At 32.6% G+C, this 17,599-nt stretch carries 14 protein-coding genes; 3 read left to right on the top strand and 11 right to left on the bottom strand.

The window, feature by feature from the left end:
- Positions 1-138: 138 nt before the first annotated feature.
- Positions 139-3,870, bottom strand: coding sequence for a metallophosphoesterase (locus tag QMG60_RS21640; protein ID WP_281866380.1), 3,732 nt, complete (start codon positions 3,868-3,870; stop codon positions 139-141).
- A gap of 26 nt (positions 3,871-3,896) precedes the next feature.
- On the opposite strand from QMG60_RS21640, the gene QMG60_RS21635 reads away from it, so the two are divergent.
- Positions 3,897-5,075, top strand: coding sequence for a Pycsar system effector family protein (locus QMG60_RS21635; RefSeq protein WP_134139829.1), 1,179 nt, complete (start codon positions 3,897-3,899; stop codon positions 5,073-5,075).
- Between the two features lie 159 nt (positions 5,076-5,234).
- Here the strand turns inward: QMG60_RS21635 and QMG60_RS21630 are convergent, their stop codons facing one another.
- The 10 genes from QMG60_RS21630 to QMG60_RS21585 form a co-directional block, all read right to left on the bottom strand.
- The gene (locus QMG60_RS21630) at positions 5,235-7,604 is read right to left on the bottom strand and encodes a GAF domain-containing protein (RefSeq protein ID WP_134139830.1); all 2,370 of its coding nucleotides are present in this window, start codon (positions 7,602-7,604) and stop codon (positions 5,235-5,237) included.
- Positions 7,605-7,764: 160 nt separating this feature from the next.
- Positions 7,765-8,823 (bottom strand): nucleoid-associated protein, encoded by a 1,059-nt coding sequence (locus QMG60_RS21625; RefSeq protein ID WP_057116821.1) that lies wholly within the window; start codon positions 8,821-8,823, stop codon positions 7,765-7,767.
- 44 nt (positions 8,824-8,867) lie between these two features.
- A complete protein-coding gene (locus QMG60_RS21620; protein WP_134139831.1) occupies positions 8,868-9,227 on the bottom strand; it encodes a four helix bundle protein in 360 nt (119 codons plus the stop codon).
- A 96-nt stretch (positions 9,228-9,323) separates the two neighbouring features.
- On the bottom strand, positions 9,324-9,863 hold the full coding sequence (locus tag QMG60_RS21615) for a hypothetical protein (protein ID WP_281866379.1): 540 nt from the start codon (positions 9,861-9,863) through the stop codon (positions 9,324-9,326).
- 212 nt (positions 9,864-10,075) lie between these two features.
- Entirely contained in the window at positions 10,076-10,675 is a 600-nt protein-coding gene (locus QMG60_RS21610) for an HPP family protein (protein ID WP_057116818.1), read from the bottom strand.
- 105 nt (positions 10,676-10,780) lie between these two features.
- Complete coding sequence (locus QMG60_RS21605) at positions 10,781-12,055, bottom strand: chloride channel protein (RefSeq protein ID WP_281866378.1); 1,275 nt, start codon at positions 12,053-12,055, stop codon at positions 10,781-10,783.
- Positions 12,056-12,357: 302 nt separating this feature from the next.
- Positions 12,358-12,747 (bottom strand): VOC family protein, encoded by a 390-nt coding sequence (locus tag QMG60_RS21600; RefSeq protein WP_281866377.1) that lies wholly within the window; start codon positions 12,745-12,747, stop codon positions 12,358-12,360.
- Positions 12,747-13,322, bottom strand: coding sequence for a sugar O-acetyltransferase (locus QMG60_RS21595; protein ID WP_057116815.1), 576 nt, complete (start codon positions 13,320-13,322; stop codon positions 12,747-12,749). The genes QMG60_RS21600 and QMG60_RS21595 overlap by 1 nt, the downstream gene beginning before the upstream one ends.
- A gap of 3 nt (positions 13,323-13,325) precedes the next feature.
- Positions 13,326-13,784 carry a YciI family protein gene (locus QMG60_RS21590; protein ID WP_057116814.1) on the bottom strand — a complete coding sequence of 153 codons (459 nt, stop codon included), beginning with the start codon at positions 13,782-13,784 and terminating at the stop codon, positions 13,326-13,328.
- 55 nt (positions 13,785-13,839) lie between these two features.
- On the bottom strand, positions 13,840-14,298 hold the full coding sequence (locus QMG60_RS21585; protein WP_057116813.1) for a DinB family protein: 459 nt from the start codon (positions 14,296-14,298) through the stop codon (positions 13,840-13,842).
- A 140-nt stretch (positions 14,299-14,438) separates the two neighbouring features.
- Between QMG60_RS21585 and QMG60_RS21580 the strand changes: the two genes are divergently transcribed.
- On the top strand, positions 14,439-16,604 hold the full coding sequence (locus QMG60_RS21580) for a TonB-dependent receptor (protein ID WP_281866376.1): 2,166 nt from the start codon (positions 14,439-14,441) through the stop codon (positions 16,602-16,604).
- Between the two features lie 352 nt (positions 16,605-16,956).
- Entirely contained in the window at positions 16,957-17,577 is a 621-nt protein-coding gene (locus QMG60_RS21575) for a hypothetical protein (protein ID WP_281866375.1), read from the top strand.
- The last annotated feature ends 22 nt before the right edge of the window (positions 17,578-17,599 follow it).

Below are 17,599 nucleotides of genomic sequence, written 5' to 3'. Positions count from 1 at the left end.
TCAAAAATGATAATAAAAAGTTAGCCACGAATTACACCAATTTCCACGAATAATATTAAAAAAAATCAGTGAAAATGAATGTAATTCGTGGCTAAAAAAATCTTAGAACCTCAGTATCTCAGAAACTTAGAACCTATCTTAAAAGCTATATGCCGCGCCAAAAATAACTCTTCCTATTTCATCTGGAGATTTAAAATAAGAGATTCTGGCAGTTAAAACATTAATGGCATTTAACCAAAGTCCGCCGCCGTAATCGTGATGCCATTTTTTAGAATCTTCTCCGTCCAGCCAAACTCTTCCGTAGTCGAAACCGCCTAAAATTCCGTAGGTAAATGGAGCAATTGTTTTTCTAATTCTGCCCAAACTTAAACGTAAATCAGAACTTTGCGAGAAATAAGAACTTCCTAAAAAGCGTTCATTTCTAAAACCACGTAAATCAGTGTCACCGCCTAAAGCAGCACCTTGATAAAATTCGAAATTATTATTCAAAATTGCTTTTCCTTTGAAATAAGTTGCTAAAACCAATTTTCCGTTGTGATCAATTTTATGCGTGAATCCTAAGAAACTTTCAAGAGTTGGAAAATTTTGTTTTGTTTCAGATAAATTTGTGGTCCAAGTCGCAGCGACCATAAAAGCCATCCCTAAAGTTGGTTTCGCTGCAAAATCAGAATTTTTGAAAAGATATTTTACCTTCAGTCCACCATAATTCTGAGTGTCAAAAACATTTGGATTCACAATATTGGGAATGTCAATGTATCTATCTTCAGTTTGCTCAACCGTCATTCTTTGAAACATTGGCTGTATGCTAAATTCGCTTCCATATCTTCCAACATGTCTTATGGCTCCCGAAGCATTAAATTTTCTGATTCTAACACGGTTATAATCTAAGCTAACGTCATCATCATATTGCGATTCATTTCCGTATCCAAAATAATTCATCGCAAAATTTGGAGTTGTATACAACGATTCAACATCAATCACCCATTTTCCTAATAAACCTGGAAAATGTGCAGCATAATTAAATTCTAAACCGCCTGTCGCAAAGTAGTAAAAAGCATTTAAAACATGTCTTTGTGTATAAGGATTCTGTTTGAAATTGTTAACAGTATAATTTAAATTGATACCCACTTTTACACCGTCATCTGGATTAAAACCAATGTTAGGAAGACCAGAAACGACATTATATTTCGGTTTTTCATAATTATATAAGTTAACATCATAATCGTCAGTTAACTGCGTTTGAGTTTTTGAATCTAAATTATAAGTATTTTCTTTTGATTTAAAATCGTAAACAATAACCTTTCTTCCGTTTTCGATATTATAAGTATCATTGTTTTGGCCGCCTATTAAGCGAACTTTAATTTTCGATTTCTGATCTCCTTTTACTTCAAAAATATCATTATCATCTAAACCATAAATCCATAAATTTTTGGTTTTAGCATCAGTTACTGTTTTTGAATATTGTAATTCGTCACCTTCTTTTTTAACCCTGAAAACCTGAATTTCAATACTTTTTTTAGCATTGTGGTTCAATACAAATTTGTCTTTCTTATCAGTTCCAGCAATCATAACCGTTTTGCTTAGAACATCAGAATAACGTGATGCATATTTTTGAAGTTCTCTTTTTCTGTTTTTCAGTTTGGCTATAATTTCATTAACAGTTCCATCCTGAACTTCTTTTGGCATTTTTTTGAAAGCATTTTCAATTTCGGTGTCAGATAAATTTTCCTGAATAAATTTTGCCTGCTCAATCCATTCTTTTTCTCCAGAAGTTCTTAAAAAAGCCAGATCCATTGGATAAGGTTCCCTGCTTAACCATTTTACATTGTCAATTTTATACTTAAAAGTTCGCATATGACGAAGCGCAGGAATGTTCATTAATAAGGAAAGCAAAGTTCCATCATATTTCGCAAAAGCTTGATCACGATCTCTAGGAATCGGTTTGTAGATTACTTTACCATCTTTTTTATATTCTGCCCAGCGCCATTGATCGCTATGTCTGTCCCAATCGCCAATAAGCATATCAAACAAACGGGCTTTTATATATTCTTTTTCATCAACCGAATATTTTTCATCCTTATGAAGATTGGTCATCAGATCATCTGTACCAATTATATTACTTGGATTTCCGAAATTTTTTCCATCCAGATGATTATCAGCAGGTCTTTCTTCAACCATATACAATTGATCTCCAAAACCAGAATTAAATTCACCTAAACCTTTCTGTCTCGGAATATAATATAAAACTGGATTAGTGTGCAAAAGACCAATTTGATCAGACATGCTTCCAATTACAAACGGAGCGTAAGGATGAGAAGTGGTGTAAAAATCAAACAAGAAATTTTCTGCGTATGTGTCTTCAAAATCATTTACTACATATTGATCTTTAAAAGCAACAGATTGTAAAAATACAGTTGCACTTTTTTTCATGCCTCGCATGACATATTCACGGCCTTTAGGATCAGACATTCTTAAAGAAACAGATTGATGTCCGCCGCCTTCGCGAATAGGTTTCAGGCCGCCCATTAAAGTGTCTACAGTTGCAACTTTTGCCTCAATTGGCATGCTGTAATATTTTCTGTAATGCTGCCCAAATAAAAATTTATGAAACAAACTTTTATTGGTCATCTTCTCTGAGTAAATAGAAGTTGTAATTTTTGCAGGGTAACTATTTGGAATATCTGAAGCCCAATTAATTTCTTTTGCCTTTATAATTTCACGTTCAAACAGCAGTTTTTCTTTATTGTTGTCATTTCCGTAGAAAGAGACTTTGGCATCGCCGCTTTTAAATAAAGTTAAGGTTGCATAACCATTTCCTCCATAAGAAAAATCATTTTCGTTTATCGCTCGTGCTGCTTCAGATTTTGAGCCAGCACCACTAATAATCTGCTGAATATTTTCTTTGCTGATGAATTGAAGGTTATGATCATGCCCAGAAACTACAATTACATTTTTCTGCTTTTGCAAGAGCGTCTTTATTCTTTTGGCATAAATTGTATATTGTTTATTTTGAATATCCTGCGGACTTACACCAGATGTCTTTCGGAGTAAATTAATAAAAGATCCAATTATAGGAAGCGGAATTTTTTTCTCCAGCGGAAATAATTGTTTTTCTAGTGAAAATTGTCCGCCATGAGTTCCATTGCTTAACAATGGGTGGTGAATTGCCAGAACAACTGTTTTTTCTTGATTTTTATTTAAAATATTTTCCAGTTCATCAAAAAATGCTTCTCTGGTTTTAATATCACAATTATCATTTATTGTCGGGTGATTATCCCAATCTTCTAGAAACCATTCGCTGTCAATAGTTACTAACGTTGTAGTACTGTCAATTTTTACATCTTCGATTGGACATGACTTTCTGGGCATAAATGCTTTTTTGTCATTGAGATGCTTCGTTACAAAATCAGCCTGAAGTTCCAGCCCTTTTATACCGCTGTACCAATCATGATTTCCAGGAATAAAAATAGTTTTTCCCTTAAAACCATCTGCTAATTTTAACTGATTTGTAAGTTTTGTTTCTGCTAAAGCTTTGTCTCCCGATTTATTATCGCTGGGAAAACCTTTCGGATAAATGTTATCGCCTAAAAAGAGTAAGGTCGATTTCTTGTTAGCTTTCTTCAGTCTTTTGTGTAAAAGTTCAAGCGTTTGCTGCGCTTGTGCTTCATCGGCATTTCCAGCATCGCCGACAAGATAAAATGTTTGCGCAATTTTTATGGTATCTGTTGCGTTTTCATTTTCGTTTGCGCTTACATTTTTGCCATATTGCGGCTTATGTGTAGCACAAGAATTGATCAATGATATAGTAATAATTGCTAATGAATAGTTTTTAATCTTAGCAATAAAATGATTATCCAAAAACAATTTCATAATTTAGTGGTATAAAAATATTCTTTATGAATCTAATAGAACAATCCGAAGATTTCGTCAGTAATTTACTCAAAGATAAACTTTCTAATTTATATTCTTATCATAATTTTAACCATACTTTCACCGTAGTTTCTGCGGTAAAAGAACTGTGTAAAAAAGAAGATGTGGAAGGTGATGATAAAGAAGCACTTCTGGTTGCAGCATGGTTTCACGATGCTGGATATGTTGAAGGATATGACAATCATGAAAAAACGAGTGCTAAAATAGCGGCCGACTTTTTACGCGAAAAAGGAAAATCAGAGGATTTTATTGCGCTTGTTTCGAGTTTGATTTTGGCAACAGTTAAAGAGTACGTACCCAAAACTCATTTAGAAAAGATCATTAGAGACGCAGATTATGCTCATTTAATGGGAGAAGAATACGCTACAACTTGTGAATTATTGCGTTTGGAGCTAAAAAATACTGGAATAGTAAATTTTTCTAATGCCGAATGGACCAGAGAAAATTTGAATTTTTTATTGAATAAGCACCGCTTTTATACTGATTATGCATTGAAAAAATGGCAGCCTTTAAAAGAAAAAAACCTGCTTCTTATTCAGAAAAAAATAAATAAACAGGAGTTGAAGGCGGCAGCGGCGATTGAAGAAGAAAATAAAAAGAAAGAAAAATTAGAAAAACCAGATCGTGGTATTGATACTTTATTTCGTGTTACACTTGGGAATCATACCCGTTTGAGCGGAATCGCCGATAGTAAAGCTAATATTTTATTGTCTGTAAATGCGATTATAATTTCAATTGCATTATCCTCTATAATTCCAAAATTAGATAGTCCGAAAAATGCCCATTTGGTTATTCCGACATTTATAATGCTGATGTCTAGTGTTATTACAATTATTTTTGCGATTCTATCCACACGTCCAAAAGTAACTTCTGGATTTTTTACACGTAATGACGTAGAAGCAAAAAAAGTGAATTTAATGTTCTTTGGAAATTTCTATAAAATGCCTCTTGAAGATTACGATTGGGCAATGAACGAAATGATGAAGGATAGAGATTACTTATATTCTACAATGATCAAAGATTTGTATTACCTCGGATTGGTTTTACAGCGAAAATATAATTTACTTCGAATTGCCTACAATTTTTTCATGTTCGGATTAATTATCACGGTAATCGCGTTTGTGATCGCTTTTAAATCTATTTAAAATTCAAAAATATTTAGACACTGATTTTACGGATTTGCTATCGCGAAAACGCTGATAAAACGGATTTTTAATTTAACCTAAAAAATCAATCTGCGTCCATAAGCGTTTTCGCCATAGCGAATCAGTTTCATCTGTATTGCAAAAAAAAAAGCTCAACTTTTAGTTGAGCTCATCTAATAAATCTTGATAAGTAATCTTTTTTACTCCTGGATTTGAATTGTTATTGATCACTTTGACACGAATAGCTCTCAAACCAGAAACACCTTGAAGATCTTCAACTTCAAATTGTTCTATCGAAGGTTCAAGAATTTTCTTGTGCTGTAAGTATTTAATATATTTTAAATATTCTGCTTCTTCGCTGTTTTGAGAATAAACAATTGTGATTTTTTCTTTTTCAGTAATTCTTTCGTTTGTTCCTTTAATGTTCGATTTGTCAATTCGTTTTTTAACGACTTCATATCTTGCATTATAAGTTCCGTCCACATCAAAGCGTTTTTCATCCATTCTAAAACGAATTGAAAGCGGAGAACTGAAAACCAGAATCAATGACGTCACATCTAATTCATAAGGAAGTGATTCCTTAAGTTCATGATGCTCCAATTCCATTTCGCATAAAGTCTGCAACTGCCACAAACGAAGATTATGCAGGTACATAATATCAAATGGTTTGGTTGGTGAAATTGAAGCTCCGATATACAAATTGTGTTCCACACCATCCGTTTTAAAACGCTCGTAATAATGCGGATAAATTTGCTGCGCTTCAACTTGTTTTTTATCTAAAACCGTTGCCAGTCTTTTATTAATGATTGACATTGCATTGTCAAATTTCTTTCTTTCCTGATAAAACATTCCTGTTTTTTCGTCCAGACTTTCAAAGTAAAGTTTTTCTAATTTTTCGTTTTTAGCGTTGCTTTTTGTGTTTTTAAGGATCGGGTGAATTTCTTCTTCGATATAACGTTGGATATGCTGTTCCGTATCAGCTTTTAGAGGGAAATCTAATTCACTTCGAAGGGATTCTAATTCAAATTTTCTTTGTTCCAAAAGAACCAAATTAGAATTCGGATCCTGATTTTCGAAAATTTCTAAAAGAGCTGTAAGCTGGCTTTTTAAATCAGTTTTTACCGTTTCATTTCGGTGTTCTGAAGAACTTTTAATATCAATTTGTCCATAAAGCGGAAACACATTTTTAAATACAATCTCTTTAAAAATATAATCTTTTGTATGATTTAAATTTTGAAAATAGTTCTGCGATTCTTTTTTGAATTTCCAGTAAACACTTGGGTGAATTGTCGTGTACTCACGTTGAATAATTGCTTCAACCTGATGCTGCATGTCTGTATTGTAGCGATCAATTGTATCAGTTAAATACGGAAGTACTAATTCTAGTTTTGTAGCATTCACACTATTTAAATCTCTTGGATTTTCAGAAACCAATTCGACAACACCCAGTAAATGTCCGTTTCTAATAACGGGAGCAAAAATACAGCTGTTAATGTTTTGCGATAAAAGATGCTCTCCCAGTCTTTTATTGGTCGATTCTTCTGTAAATTTAGTAACATTAGAAATCACAAAAGGTTCTTTATTATCTAATAAATTTTCAAATGAACATCCAAAAAAAGCATTTTTACAATCGACTTCCTGATCGGCAGAAAGTAAAAAACTTTTAAGCTGGTTTTCGTATTTTGCCGGTCTAATAAATTTTTCTTCTTCAGGATTGTAAATAATAAACCCAACTTTTAATTTTGGAAGATTAAAAATAGACTGGAAAATATTAGAAACTTCCTGATCTGTAGTAACTGTTTTAGCTCCAGGTTTCAACAAATTACTTTTCAATGTAGAAATGGCACTTTCTGTTGTAGCATCAAATAAAGAAACAATTCCGAAACCTCTTAAGATCCAGCTTCCTTTTGGGAATTTAGATTTCCACAGATTAATATCGCCGTAATTATCAATCAGCTGATCGATATCTTCCTGAGTTAACGCAATAGCATTTTCAGTCGGAATAATTTCCATGAAATCTGCATTGTACAAAATACGATAATGTTTTTCGACACCGCTTTCGTCTGGAATATCATAGAAAAATGGTTTGTTGAAATCGATATGTTGTTTATAGTAACTGCTCAAAATCAAACAGCAGTTATTAATGTAAAATTGATGCTCGTCGAAATCACGAATTTCCATATAAAATTCGTCTCCAGCGTTTTTTAGAATTTTTTTGAAACGTTCTGTATAATTGAAGGAGATGTTTTGAAATGGAATTGTAACCGCTTTTATTTCGTTTTGCGTTAAAGCTGTTGGGAATAAATCGGCTAAAATATTTTTAATTAAAGCTTCATTATCTTTAATAACCGAATAATCTTGAATCCCAGTTCTTAATTCCGGGATAGATTCAATTTGTTTTAAAATAGCTTTTGCGTAATTCGATCTGTAATCAACGTCTGATAAAGCAATTTCTTCAAAAGATTCAATCAGCTTATGAAATGATATAATGGTGGTGAAGGGACTTTCTTTAAAAAATTGAATATCCATCTTAGTTTATTTTTAATGCAAAATTAATGATAAATTAAGAATGATCGACATTTTATGATTTCTTTCGTCTATGAAAGTATAAAATTTATCTTTAAGCAAAAAACCTCAAAGCCAAAGCTTTGAGGTTTTTTATCAGTAAGTAATAGAAAATGAAAACTTCTTAGCTTTTTTCTTCTTTGTTGAAGTAAACTAAGTAGTAATACATTTGTTTTTCTTCATCCCATCCTTTTTCAACAAATTTTTCTGCGCTTTCAGGATTAATAAAATCCATTTTAATCTGAATATGTGTATCCAAATTAATAACGTTTTTAATCGATTTTCTTGCGTCAGAAACTGCTGCGTTGGCAATTGGGAATGAGGTTACATCTTCGATGCTGTATTTTTCTCCTTTATCAACTTTATAATTTTTGAATTCAGGAATTAAGTCTGGATTATCTAATACTTCATTCAAGAAATTCTGCTCTTCAAACTGATCATTTTTAGCGAAATAATTCACAGATCGGTTCATAAACATTACTTCCTCTTTCTTATCTTCTGCTGGCAAAACCACATCTTTTGCGAAGTTTTGACAGAATTTTAAATATTTTTTAGTGATGAAATTTTCATCTTCAAAAGCATCAACCGATAAAAAGTGCTCTAACCAGTAACGAGCATCATAACGGTTACTGTCGACAGTTAGAATTTTATAACCTTCTTCTTTTTTATAATTGAAAATCAAACAGCCTTTATCCAATTTATTTAAGTTGATACCCTGCTGTAAAATCATTTCAAGATTGCTGTTTTTTTCTTCAAACTGTAAAAAGTCTGCCTGCAATTCGCTTTTAAAAATCCCGATTGCATCTACAACATTATTATCGATACTAAGATTCGTCAAATACGTCACATAAACCTCTCCGTTTTTAATATGCGGATGATTTGACTGCTCGTATAAATGCTTCGTAATGTTTTTAGAAACCTCATGCACATTTGCCGGATTAGCAAAAATCTCAGTTGCATATTTAAACATGTCGTTGTAGTCCAAGTCCACTTCGTGTGCAAACTGATAATAGTTTTCTTCTTTTTCTCTAAAAGGCTTAAAAAAGAATTCTTTTATAAGAGGCACAATTTCATCATTTAAATTAAATGGCTGCTCTGATAAAAAAATCGCTTCGTTACGGCTTTTGTTTCCTACACGGTGTATAGAAAGCGTCTCGATGTGGGTGTTGAATAGGTTGATCATTTTTTTTGAGTTGCTGAGGTTCTAAGATGCTAAGTTACTAAGGTTTAGTTTCTGTCTTTTATTTTTTTAATAAAAGAAACTAACATTCTTTCTACTTCGCGGCTGTCCTCATATAAGTTGTTAAAATCTTGTTCTTTTAGATAAGATATATTTTTTGCAATTTCTAACTGCGTCTGCATTTCGAATAATGATCCGACTGAAATGTTTAAAAAACGTAAAAGATCTTTATCGCTTTCTCTTCCAAATCCTTCTGCAATATTGCTTGGGATAGAAATTGAACAGCGTCTAATTTGTGAAGTTAATCCGAAAATTTCTTCTTTTGGAAAATTGTTTGTTGAAAAATAAATTTTGGTTGTCAAGGCCATTGATTTCTGCCATATAAGCAGACTTCTAAAATTACTCATATTAAATGTTTTTAATTTGAAGAATTAAAAATAAGAAAAAACTTTCAAAATAAAAACTTAGAACCTTAGCCTCTCAGAACCTTAGAACCTCAAAAATTAATTCCAATTCTCCTCAAATCCGTAATCTTCGAAGCTATCGTCGCCTTCGAACATATTAAGATCGTCTTCGTCTAGGTCGTCTTCAAATTCTCCGTAGATATCGTCGTGCATATCAGCTTCAAAGTTTTTTTCGACAGCCTCGTCTGGCATTTCACCATGAGAGAACAAAGTTTCAGGATAAACAGCTCCAACGGCTTCCTCTTCGATAGCTGCTAATTCAACTAAGAAAGTCCACATACTGATGAAATCATAAACGTAGATAATTTTAGTGTTTTCACGATCTAAGATACTAGACAAAGGATAATCATTCATGGTTCTTATTTCGCCAGGAACATCTCCAGTATCAAAAAGCGGAATTTCATCTTCTTGATTCCAAGTTTCATCACAAGTATAAAATGAAGCGACTTCTGATCCGTCAAAGCCAAAAGCGTTGAAAATTGCATTATGTAAATCCTCAAGAGTATCATCTTCAAGAATTGCAATGTCTCTAAAAATATCTTCTTCGGCGTCTAGAATTACTCTAAATTTATAAACCATAACATTTGTTTTTATTGAGAGGTCAAAGGTAAAATATAAAAAACGAAATACGAATTGTGAATTGAGATTTGTTGAAAAGATTTTAATGTTTTGATTTACGGTAGTTTATTTAGTTGGCGCTCCTGCAAGGTTTTCAAAACCTTATAGGTTTGTAATCGTATTAAAGCTATACCTACAAGGTTTTGAAAACCTTGCAGGAATAGGAATGAGAATTACCTTCCAGTCAATCTTTTTCTAATTTTATGATAATGTTTATGATAAGTACTATGACTAGGGTAACTTCTGCTAGAAGTCAGATTATTAAAAACTAAAGCCGTTAAAAGTAAAATAAGCACACCAACTAAAACTGGAGAAATCACATACATATATCCTAAAGCTTTTATTTGTGTTGAACCTGTAACTGCAATCAAAGCAGTAGCACCTCCCGGCGGATGAAGGGTTTTTGTAATCTGCATGAAAATAATAGAGAGTGAAACTGCCAGAGGAGCAGAGATCCAAACAATATCGGGTACAAGCTTATTTATAGTGACACCTATAAAAGCCGAAATAACATGACCGCCAACTAAATTTCTCGGCTGCGAAAATGGACTTTGAATAATTCCGTAAATCAAAACACTCGAGGCACCAAAAGAACCAATTAAATACACAACATCACTCCCCGAAAAATGAGAAGATTCAAGATAAGCTAGAATTCCGATACCAACAAATGAACCTAAAAAGGACCAAAAATGTTCTTTATAATCAATTAAAGTTTCTTTATAAAGAATGTAACGTGTTTTTCTGTAGCTTCTTCTAATTTTTTGAGTGGGCATTTATGTGGTATTTATTGTAAAACTTTGATATTTTTTGCAATAGATTTCAACGATACATAAAGATTTTTTAATCGTTTTAATCTGTGAAATCTGTGGCTAAATTATTTATTTAGTCAAGCTTGGCGCGTAACTATATACAGTGTATGGATATATTGTTTTCGCAGTGTATTTTGAAATTAAGCAGACTACAAGAATTGGTAAAAAGAGAGTATAATCGTTTGTTAATCCGCAGACTAAAAATATTGCTGTAAACGGAGCATGAATACTGGCGCTTAAAACAGCTGCCATTCCGATGATCATGAAATTTACTGGAATTACATTTACATGAAAAAGACTGTTTAATATTGATGCTAATAACAATCCTAAAAATGCACCAATAAATAAACTTGGGGCAAATACACCGCCGTCACCTCCAGAGGCAAGAGTCACAGAAGTTACAATTGGTTTTAAAATCAAGATTCCTATAAATGTCAGCGCTAAAGTTATGGTTAGCGGAAGCTGGCTGGTGCTAAAAATCCCTTTTATAGCATGATATCCTTCTCCGTATAATTGAGGGAAAATAAAAAGTGAGATACTCAAAACAGCAGATCCGATAATAATTTTATAATAATGAGTATTTATTTTTCCGAATTGAGATTTGAAGAATAAAACGCATTTGGTCAAATAAACCGAATTCATTCCAGCTAAAATTCCTAAAAGAATAAAATACGGAATCGCTTTTAAATGCCAAGTTGTAATAGATACAGCAAATAGAGGTTCTTCTTTTAAAATACTGAGTAAACCGAAAGCAATCGAAACAGCAATTACATTTGAAATTATAAAAGCACTTGTTACTTTTCTGGAAATAACTTCAAAGGCAAACAATATTCCCGCAATCGGACTGCTGAAAAGTGCTGTAACTCCCGCCGCGACTCCTGCGCAGATTAACTCCGTTTTGTATTGGCGGAAAACATTTTCTTTTTCGTGTGCAACAGAACCAATTGTTGCTGTTGCTACAACTGTAGAAACTTCGATTCCTGTTGAACCTCCAAAAATTACAGTTAATAATCCGTTTATAAAATGAGATGGAATTTTATATGAAGGAAGATTTTTTTCGGTTTTTGTGCTTTCAAAAACCTCTTTGATTCCTTTGTTTTCTTTTTTCTTAAAAAGATATTGTCTCAGGAAATAAATTACAGATAATCCGAAAACTGGAAATAAAATGTAAAACAGTGGATGAACCGATACTTGGTGAAAGAAGATTTCTTCGTAATATTCGGTTATTTTTTTTAGAGAAATTCCAAGAAAGGCAGAAAGGAAGCCAATTAAAATAGAAACAATAACTAATTTTCGGAATTTTATAAATTGATGATTTTTTTTGATTTGCGCCGTTTTGTTCATCAGAAGTAAATTTGAAATCGCATTTTTTTTATGCGGATCACAAAATTAAGCATCAAAATTGGGTTTTTATAAGAAATAATCAATTTAGTGTGTTAAAACCGATATAAACAAGAAAATTCGTTCGGTTAAACATGTTGCCACAAAGTCGACAAGGCGCAAAGTTTTTGTTTGCTTTATTTGCAAAGTTCTCGCATTTATGTCATTTCGAAGCCTCGGGATCGAAATGACAAATTGAAGGTGTATTCGTTAAAAGAAAAACCTCTGAAGCTTTGCAACTTTGAGCCTTTGCACCCTCTCATTATCTATCTCTCATAAAACTCGATCGGCAATAAATCAGGATCTGCAATAAAAGTAAAACGTTTATCGGTGGTTTCATCGATTCTGATTGGTTCTGATTCTATATTTTTTGAAGTTAAAAAGGCAATAGTTTCTTCTAAATTAATTACTTCAAAAGCCAAATGTCTTAAACCAACAGCTTCAGGCCTTGAAGGTCTTTGCGGCGGATTCGGGAATGAAAACAATTCAACAACATAGGAACCATTTAAAGCCAAATCTAATTTATAAGATTGACGCTCGTCGCGATAAATTTCTCTAATAATTGTTAACCCTAAAATCTGGGTGTAGAAGTATTTAGATTTTTCGTAATCTGAGCACAAAATGGCAATATGATGAACTTTATTAAGGGTAAGCATTATTTTTTTGATTCAGGTTCTTGATTTAATTTTCTAATTACTTTTGCTGGGTTTCCAACCGCTAATGAATTGTCTGGAATATCTTTTGTCACAACCGATCCGGCGCCAATAACACAGCCTTTTCCAATTGTAACACCTGGACAAATAACTGAATTTCCGCCAATCCAGCAATCGTCTCCAATGGTAACTGGGTAAGCATTTTCAAGCGTTTTTCTTAATTCAGCGTCAAGCGGATGTGAAGCTGTGTAGATTTGAACATTTGGTGCAATAAATACATTTGATCCGATATTTACTGGAGCACAATCCAGAACCACGCAATTTACGTTAAAATAAACATTGTCACCACAAAAAATATTATAACCGTAATCACAGTGAAAGGGAGGCTCTATGTAAAAACCATCTCCAGTATTTGGAATAAGTTCTTTTAGAATTTCTTTTGCTTTTTTGGTTACTCTATATTCTTTTACATTAAGAGTATGCAAAAGATTTTTGGCTGTTCTACGTCCTTTGACAAGTTCTTGATCAAACGCATTATAGTATTCGCCAGAGATCATTTTTTCTTTTTCTGTTTTCATTTATTACATTTTCGTCTTGGCGATTTTTTCATGTATTTTTAAAGTTTCCAATAAGGCGGCAGTGGCATACCAAGGTGTTAATTCAGCTTCGAGTAAATTGGCTTTTATGGCAGGATCTGTTGCAACAAGTGCCTTTGCTTCTTCTATAGTTTCTACATTAAAAATATAAATGCCCCTATAATTTCTGTCGTTTTTCATAAAAGGGCCAGCAACAACCAGTTTTCCTTCTTTTGCTAATTTATTGATGTTGGCCATATGTCCCTCAAAAAGTTTTTTGGTTTCTTCTTTTGAAGCTGTTGTATTGGTTCCAGATTTTAAAAGACAAAAAACATATTTCTTCATTCCGTATTCGTCGGCATGAAGAGATTTTGCAAGATTTTCATCGTATTTGGCTTCAGTTTCCTGCGAAAAACCGATTACATTCATAAATAAAAAAAATAATAATAGTGTTGATTTTTTCATATGAACATATTTTAGATTTCGTTTTTTATTTTTCGTTAATTCTTTATGAATTAAATTAAACCAATTTCTTCAAAATAACGATCTGACCTAAATGATACACATCATGCTGAATAATTCCGTGAATGTGTTCGTAATAGGTATGGCCATTATTTACGTAAATTTTAGCCAAATCTTCGTCATTAAAATCTTCGAAAAAAGTATTCCATGATTCTTGAGATTTTGCCAATGTTTGAAGCGATTGTTCCCAAGCAGCTTCTGAAGGGTCTAGAACAGGTACAAAATAATTATGGTCAGGAGTTATAATTACTTCTCCCTGCATGCGTTCTAAAATGTTTCTTCTCCATTGTATCAAATGATTTACAATTTCCCAAATCGTGTTAAGATTTGGATTTGCTTTTTTGTAAGCCTGCTCTGCTGTTACATTTTGTAAAGTATCGGCAAGATTTACTTCCAGCCAAGGATTACCATTATAAATGGATTGATATAGATTTGAAATTCGTTTACTTTCTGACATAAAATGATGATTTTGGATTTCATAGCTAAGATACAAATTAGTAATTTACAACTCATCCTCGAAATTCTACAATTGGGTTATTATATATTTTTTAACAGAAAATGTTAAAATACATTTGCTTCATCAAAACCAAAGATGATATGAAAACCAAATTATTTTTTACCATTAGCTTTTTATTTTTTACAGCTTTAATTTTTGCGCAAAATACTATTTCTGGAAGAGTTGTAGATCAAAAAGGAAAACCAGTTGCCGGTGCTAATATTTATATTGACGGCACTTATGATGGAGCAACAAGTTCTGAAACGGGAGATTTTTCTTTTGAAACAACTGCTGAAGGAAATCAATTTATAGTAGTTAGTTTTTTACTTTTCGAAACTTTTAAAACCGAAATTGATGTTACCAATTATAAAAATCAAACGGTAAAATTAAGAGAAAACGTTAATGCTCTTGATGCCGTTGTAATCACAGCTGGAACCTTAGAGTCTGGAGACAAAGCACGGGTTTCTGTTTTAAAACCATTAGATATTGTAACAACTGCGGGTTCTGCAGGAAATATTGTAGCAGCTTTACAAACTTTGCCGGGTACACAAACTGTTGGTGAAGACGGACGTTTGTTTGTGCGTGGAGGTGAGGCCAATGAAACACAGACTTTTATTGACGGAATTAGAGTTGCGCAGCCTTACGGAGCGACAACCAATAACTTACCAACTCGAAGCAGATTTTCTCCTTTCTTGTTTAGCGGAATTGCATTTTCTACTGGAGGTTATTCTGCTGAATATGGCGAAGCTCTATCTAGTGTTTTGCTTTTAAATACACAAGACGAAGAAGATCACGAAAAAACAGATATCGGATTAATGACAGTGGGTTTGAGTTTAGGAAATACTCAAAAATGGGAAAAAAGTTCTTTAAGTGTCAATATGGCTTATATAAATTTGGCGCCTTATCAAGCAGTAATTCCACAAAATGTAGATTGGAATAATCCCTATCAATCTCTTGGAGGTGAAACGGTTTACCGATATAAATTCACAAATGGAATCTTTAAATTATACGCTTCTTTCGACTCGGAGAAATTCGATTTGAATCAGAAAAATATCAATTTCGAAAATCCGATCAGAACCGATATGAACAATAATAACTTTTATTTGAATTCTTCATACAAAGGAAGTTTTGGAACAGGATGGCAGTTAACTTCAGGAATTAGTTACGGTTACAGTAAAAATAAATTGAAATATAATATCACAGATGTTGACAGCAACGAAAATGCAGCACAGTTGAAATTGAAACTTGCCAAAAAGGTTTCCAACCATTTTAGATTGTCTTTCGGTACAGATTATTTCATTACCAAATACAACGAAAATTTCGATGATAATGTTTCTATTAACGGTTCAAATGGCTACGATTCTAATATTTTTGCAGCTTACACAGAAGCAGATCTTTCGATCTCTAAAAATCTAGCTTTAAAAGTTGGTTTGAGATATTCAAATAACAGTTTGTTAAACGAAAATAATTTTGCTCCAAGAGCTTCATTAGGTTATAAAGTTTCAAAAAGTAGCCAGTTCTCGTTTGCTTACGGAGATTTTTCTCAAACGCCTGTTGTAGATTATATTAAATATTCAAAATACCATCAGTTTGAGAGTGAAAAAGCCAGACATTATATCTTAAATTATACGTTTACAAAACCTGGACAACTGCTTAGAACAGAATTATATTATAAAGATTACAGCAATTTAGTTCAATACGATACAAGAGATATTCAGTACAATTCGGTTTTCAATAATAACGGATCGGGTTATGCAAAAGGATTGGATGTACTTTGGAGAGACAGCAATTTGTACAAAAACTTAGAATATTGGATTTCATATTCATACATCGATTCAGAAAGACAATATAAAAACTTTCCAAACATGGCTACTCCAAGTTTTATTGCTAATCATAGTTTGTCTGTTGTAACCAAATATTTTATTACAGACTGGAAATCGCAAGTAGGTTTTACAAATAGCTACAGCTCAGGACGTCCTTACAATGATCCGAACCAAACGCAATTTATGAGCGGAAAAACAAAATCTTACAATAGTTTAAGTTTCAACTGGGCCTATTTATTAACCACACAAAAAATTCTTTACTTCTCTGTTTCGAATATTTTAGGAACACAAAATGTTTTTGGATATGATTATGCCAAAACAGCAGATCCAAGCGGAGTTTATCAAAGACAAGCTGTAACACCAACCGCAGATAGATTTTTCTTCGTTGGTTTCTTCTGGACAATCAGCCAGAATAAAAATGAGAATCAGTTGAAGAATCTTTAAAAGATGCTAAGGTTCTGAGATTCTAAGTTGCTAAGAAAAACTTAGAATCTTAGTCACTTAGAACCTCAGAATCTCCAAAAAAACAATTCATCATCAAAAATCAACAACTCAGTATCATTTAATTTTTAAAGAGTAAAATCCGTAATACTTTTGAAGTATAAATTAGAAAGGAACAAAGAAGCAAAGTGACAAAGGTTCAAAGTTTTAAAAATAGTAACAATATAAAAAAACAAACCTTTGTCCCTTTGCAGCTCAAAACCTTTGAACCTTAAAAAAAAGAGTTTTAATCATCAATAAAAAAACTTAGAATACCAGAATCTTAATAACTTATAAACTTTAAAAAAAAGAAATCATGACCAAAATTATCACCGTTATTGCATTATTTATCTGCAGTTTATTATCTGCACAAACACAATTTGAACAAGGAATGACTAAAGCTTTCGGGCTTTGGAAAGAAGGCAAAAATGCAGATGCTTCTGCAATGTTTGAAAGAATCGCAGCGGCTGAAAAAACAAGCTGGCTTCCTAATTACTATGTAGGTTTGGTAAACACATTATCTGTTTTTACAGAAAAAGATAAAACAAAAATCGATTTGTTATTAACCAAAGCTCAGGATGCATTAGATATTGAATTGATAAAAGATCAAAGTAACTCAGAATTATATGTATTGCAAGCGCTAATTTATACAGGATATGTTGTAGCAGACCCAATGACAAACGGAATGAAATATTCTGGAAAAGTTATGGAAGCTTACGCGAAAGCTAAAGCACTTAACCCAAACAATCCAAGAGCAGTTTTTGGAGAAGCTGACTATCAATTAGGAGGCGCAAAATGGACAGGAGTTGACACAAAACCTTTATGTGTACAAGTTGATAAAGCTATTGAACTTTTTGGTACTTTTAAACCAGAAACTCCTTTTTCTCCAAAATGGGGGTTAGAAAGAGCTCTTGAAGTTCAAAAAACTTGTAAATAATAAAAATATTAAACTAAGCTGA

It is taken from the genome of Flavobacterium sp. GSB-24 (assembly GCF_027924665.1).
GTDB lineage: Bacteria > Bacteroidota > Bacteroidia > Flavobacteriales > Flavobacteriaceae > Flavobacterium.
Note: the sequence above shows the minus strand (reverse complement) of the source record. Positions and strands in the feature narration are given on the sequence as shown.

What these genes read in the sequence shown, in the direction of transcription:
- QMG60_RS21640 (WP_281866380.1), bottom strand. Translation starts at nt 3,870, where the DNA reads ATGAAATTGTTTTTGGATAATCATTTTATTGCTAAGATTAAAAACTAT.
- QMG60_RS21635 (WP_134139829.1), top strand. Translation starts at nt 3,897, where the DNA reads ATGAATCTAATAGAACAATCCGAAGATTTCGTCAGTAATTTACTCAAA.
- QMG60_RS21630 (WP_134139830.1), bottom strand. Translation starts at nt 7,604, where the DNA reads ATGGATATTCAATTTTTTAAAGAAAGTCCCTTCACCACCATTATATCA.
- QMG60_RS21625 (WP_057116821.1), bottom strand. Translation starts at nt 8,823, where the DNA reads ATGATCAACCTATTCAACACCCACATCGAGACGCTTTCTATACACCGT.
- QMG60_RS21620 (WP_134139831.1), bottom strand. Translation starts at nt 9,227, where the DNA reads ATGAGTAATTTTAGAAGTCTGCTTATATGGCAGAAATCAATGGCCTTG.
- QMG60_RS21615 (WP_281866379.1), bottom strand. Translation starts at nt 9,863, where the DNA reads ATGGTTTATAAATTTAGAGTAATTCTAGACGCCGAAGAAGATATTTTT.
- QMG60_RS21610 (WP_057116818.1), bottom strand. Translation starts at nt 10,675, where the DNA reads ATGCCCACTCAAAAAATTAGAAGAAGCTACAGAAAAACACGTTACATT.
- QMG60_RS21605 (WP_281866378.1), bottom strand. Translation starts at nt 12,055, where the DNA reads ATGAACAAAACGGCGCAAATCAAAAAAAATCATCAATTTATAAAATTC.
- QMG60_RS21600 (WP_281866377.1), bottom strand. Translation starts at nt 12,747, where the DNA reads ATGCTTACCCTTAATAAAGTTCATCATATTGCCATTTTGTGCTCAGAT.
- QMG60_RS21595 (WP_057116815.1), bottom strand. Translation starts at nt 13,322, where the DNA reads ATGAAAACAGAAAAAGAAAAAATGATCTCTGGCGAATACTATAATGCG.
- QMG60_RS21590 (WP_057116814.1), bottom strand. Translation starts at nt 13,784, where the DNA reads ATGAAAAAATCAACACTATTATTATTTTTTTTATTTATGAATGTAATC.
- QMG60_RS21585 (WP_057116813.1), bottom strand. Translation starts at nt 14,298, where the DNA reads ATGTCAGAAAGTAAACGAATTTCAAATCTATATCAATCCATTTATAAT.
- QMG60_RS21580 (WP_281866376.1), top strand. Translation starts at nt 14,439, where the DNA reads ATGAAAACCAAATTATTTTTTACCATTAGCTTTTTATTTTTTACAGCT.
- QMG60_RS21575 (WP_281866375.1), top strand. Translation starts at nt 16,957, where the DNA reads ATGACCAAAATTATCACCGTTATTGCATTATTTATCTGCAGTTTATTA.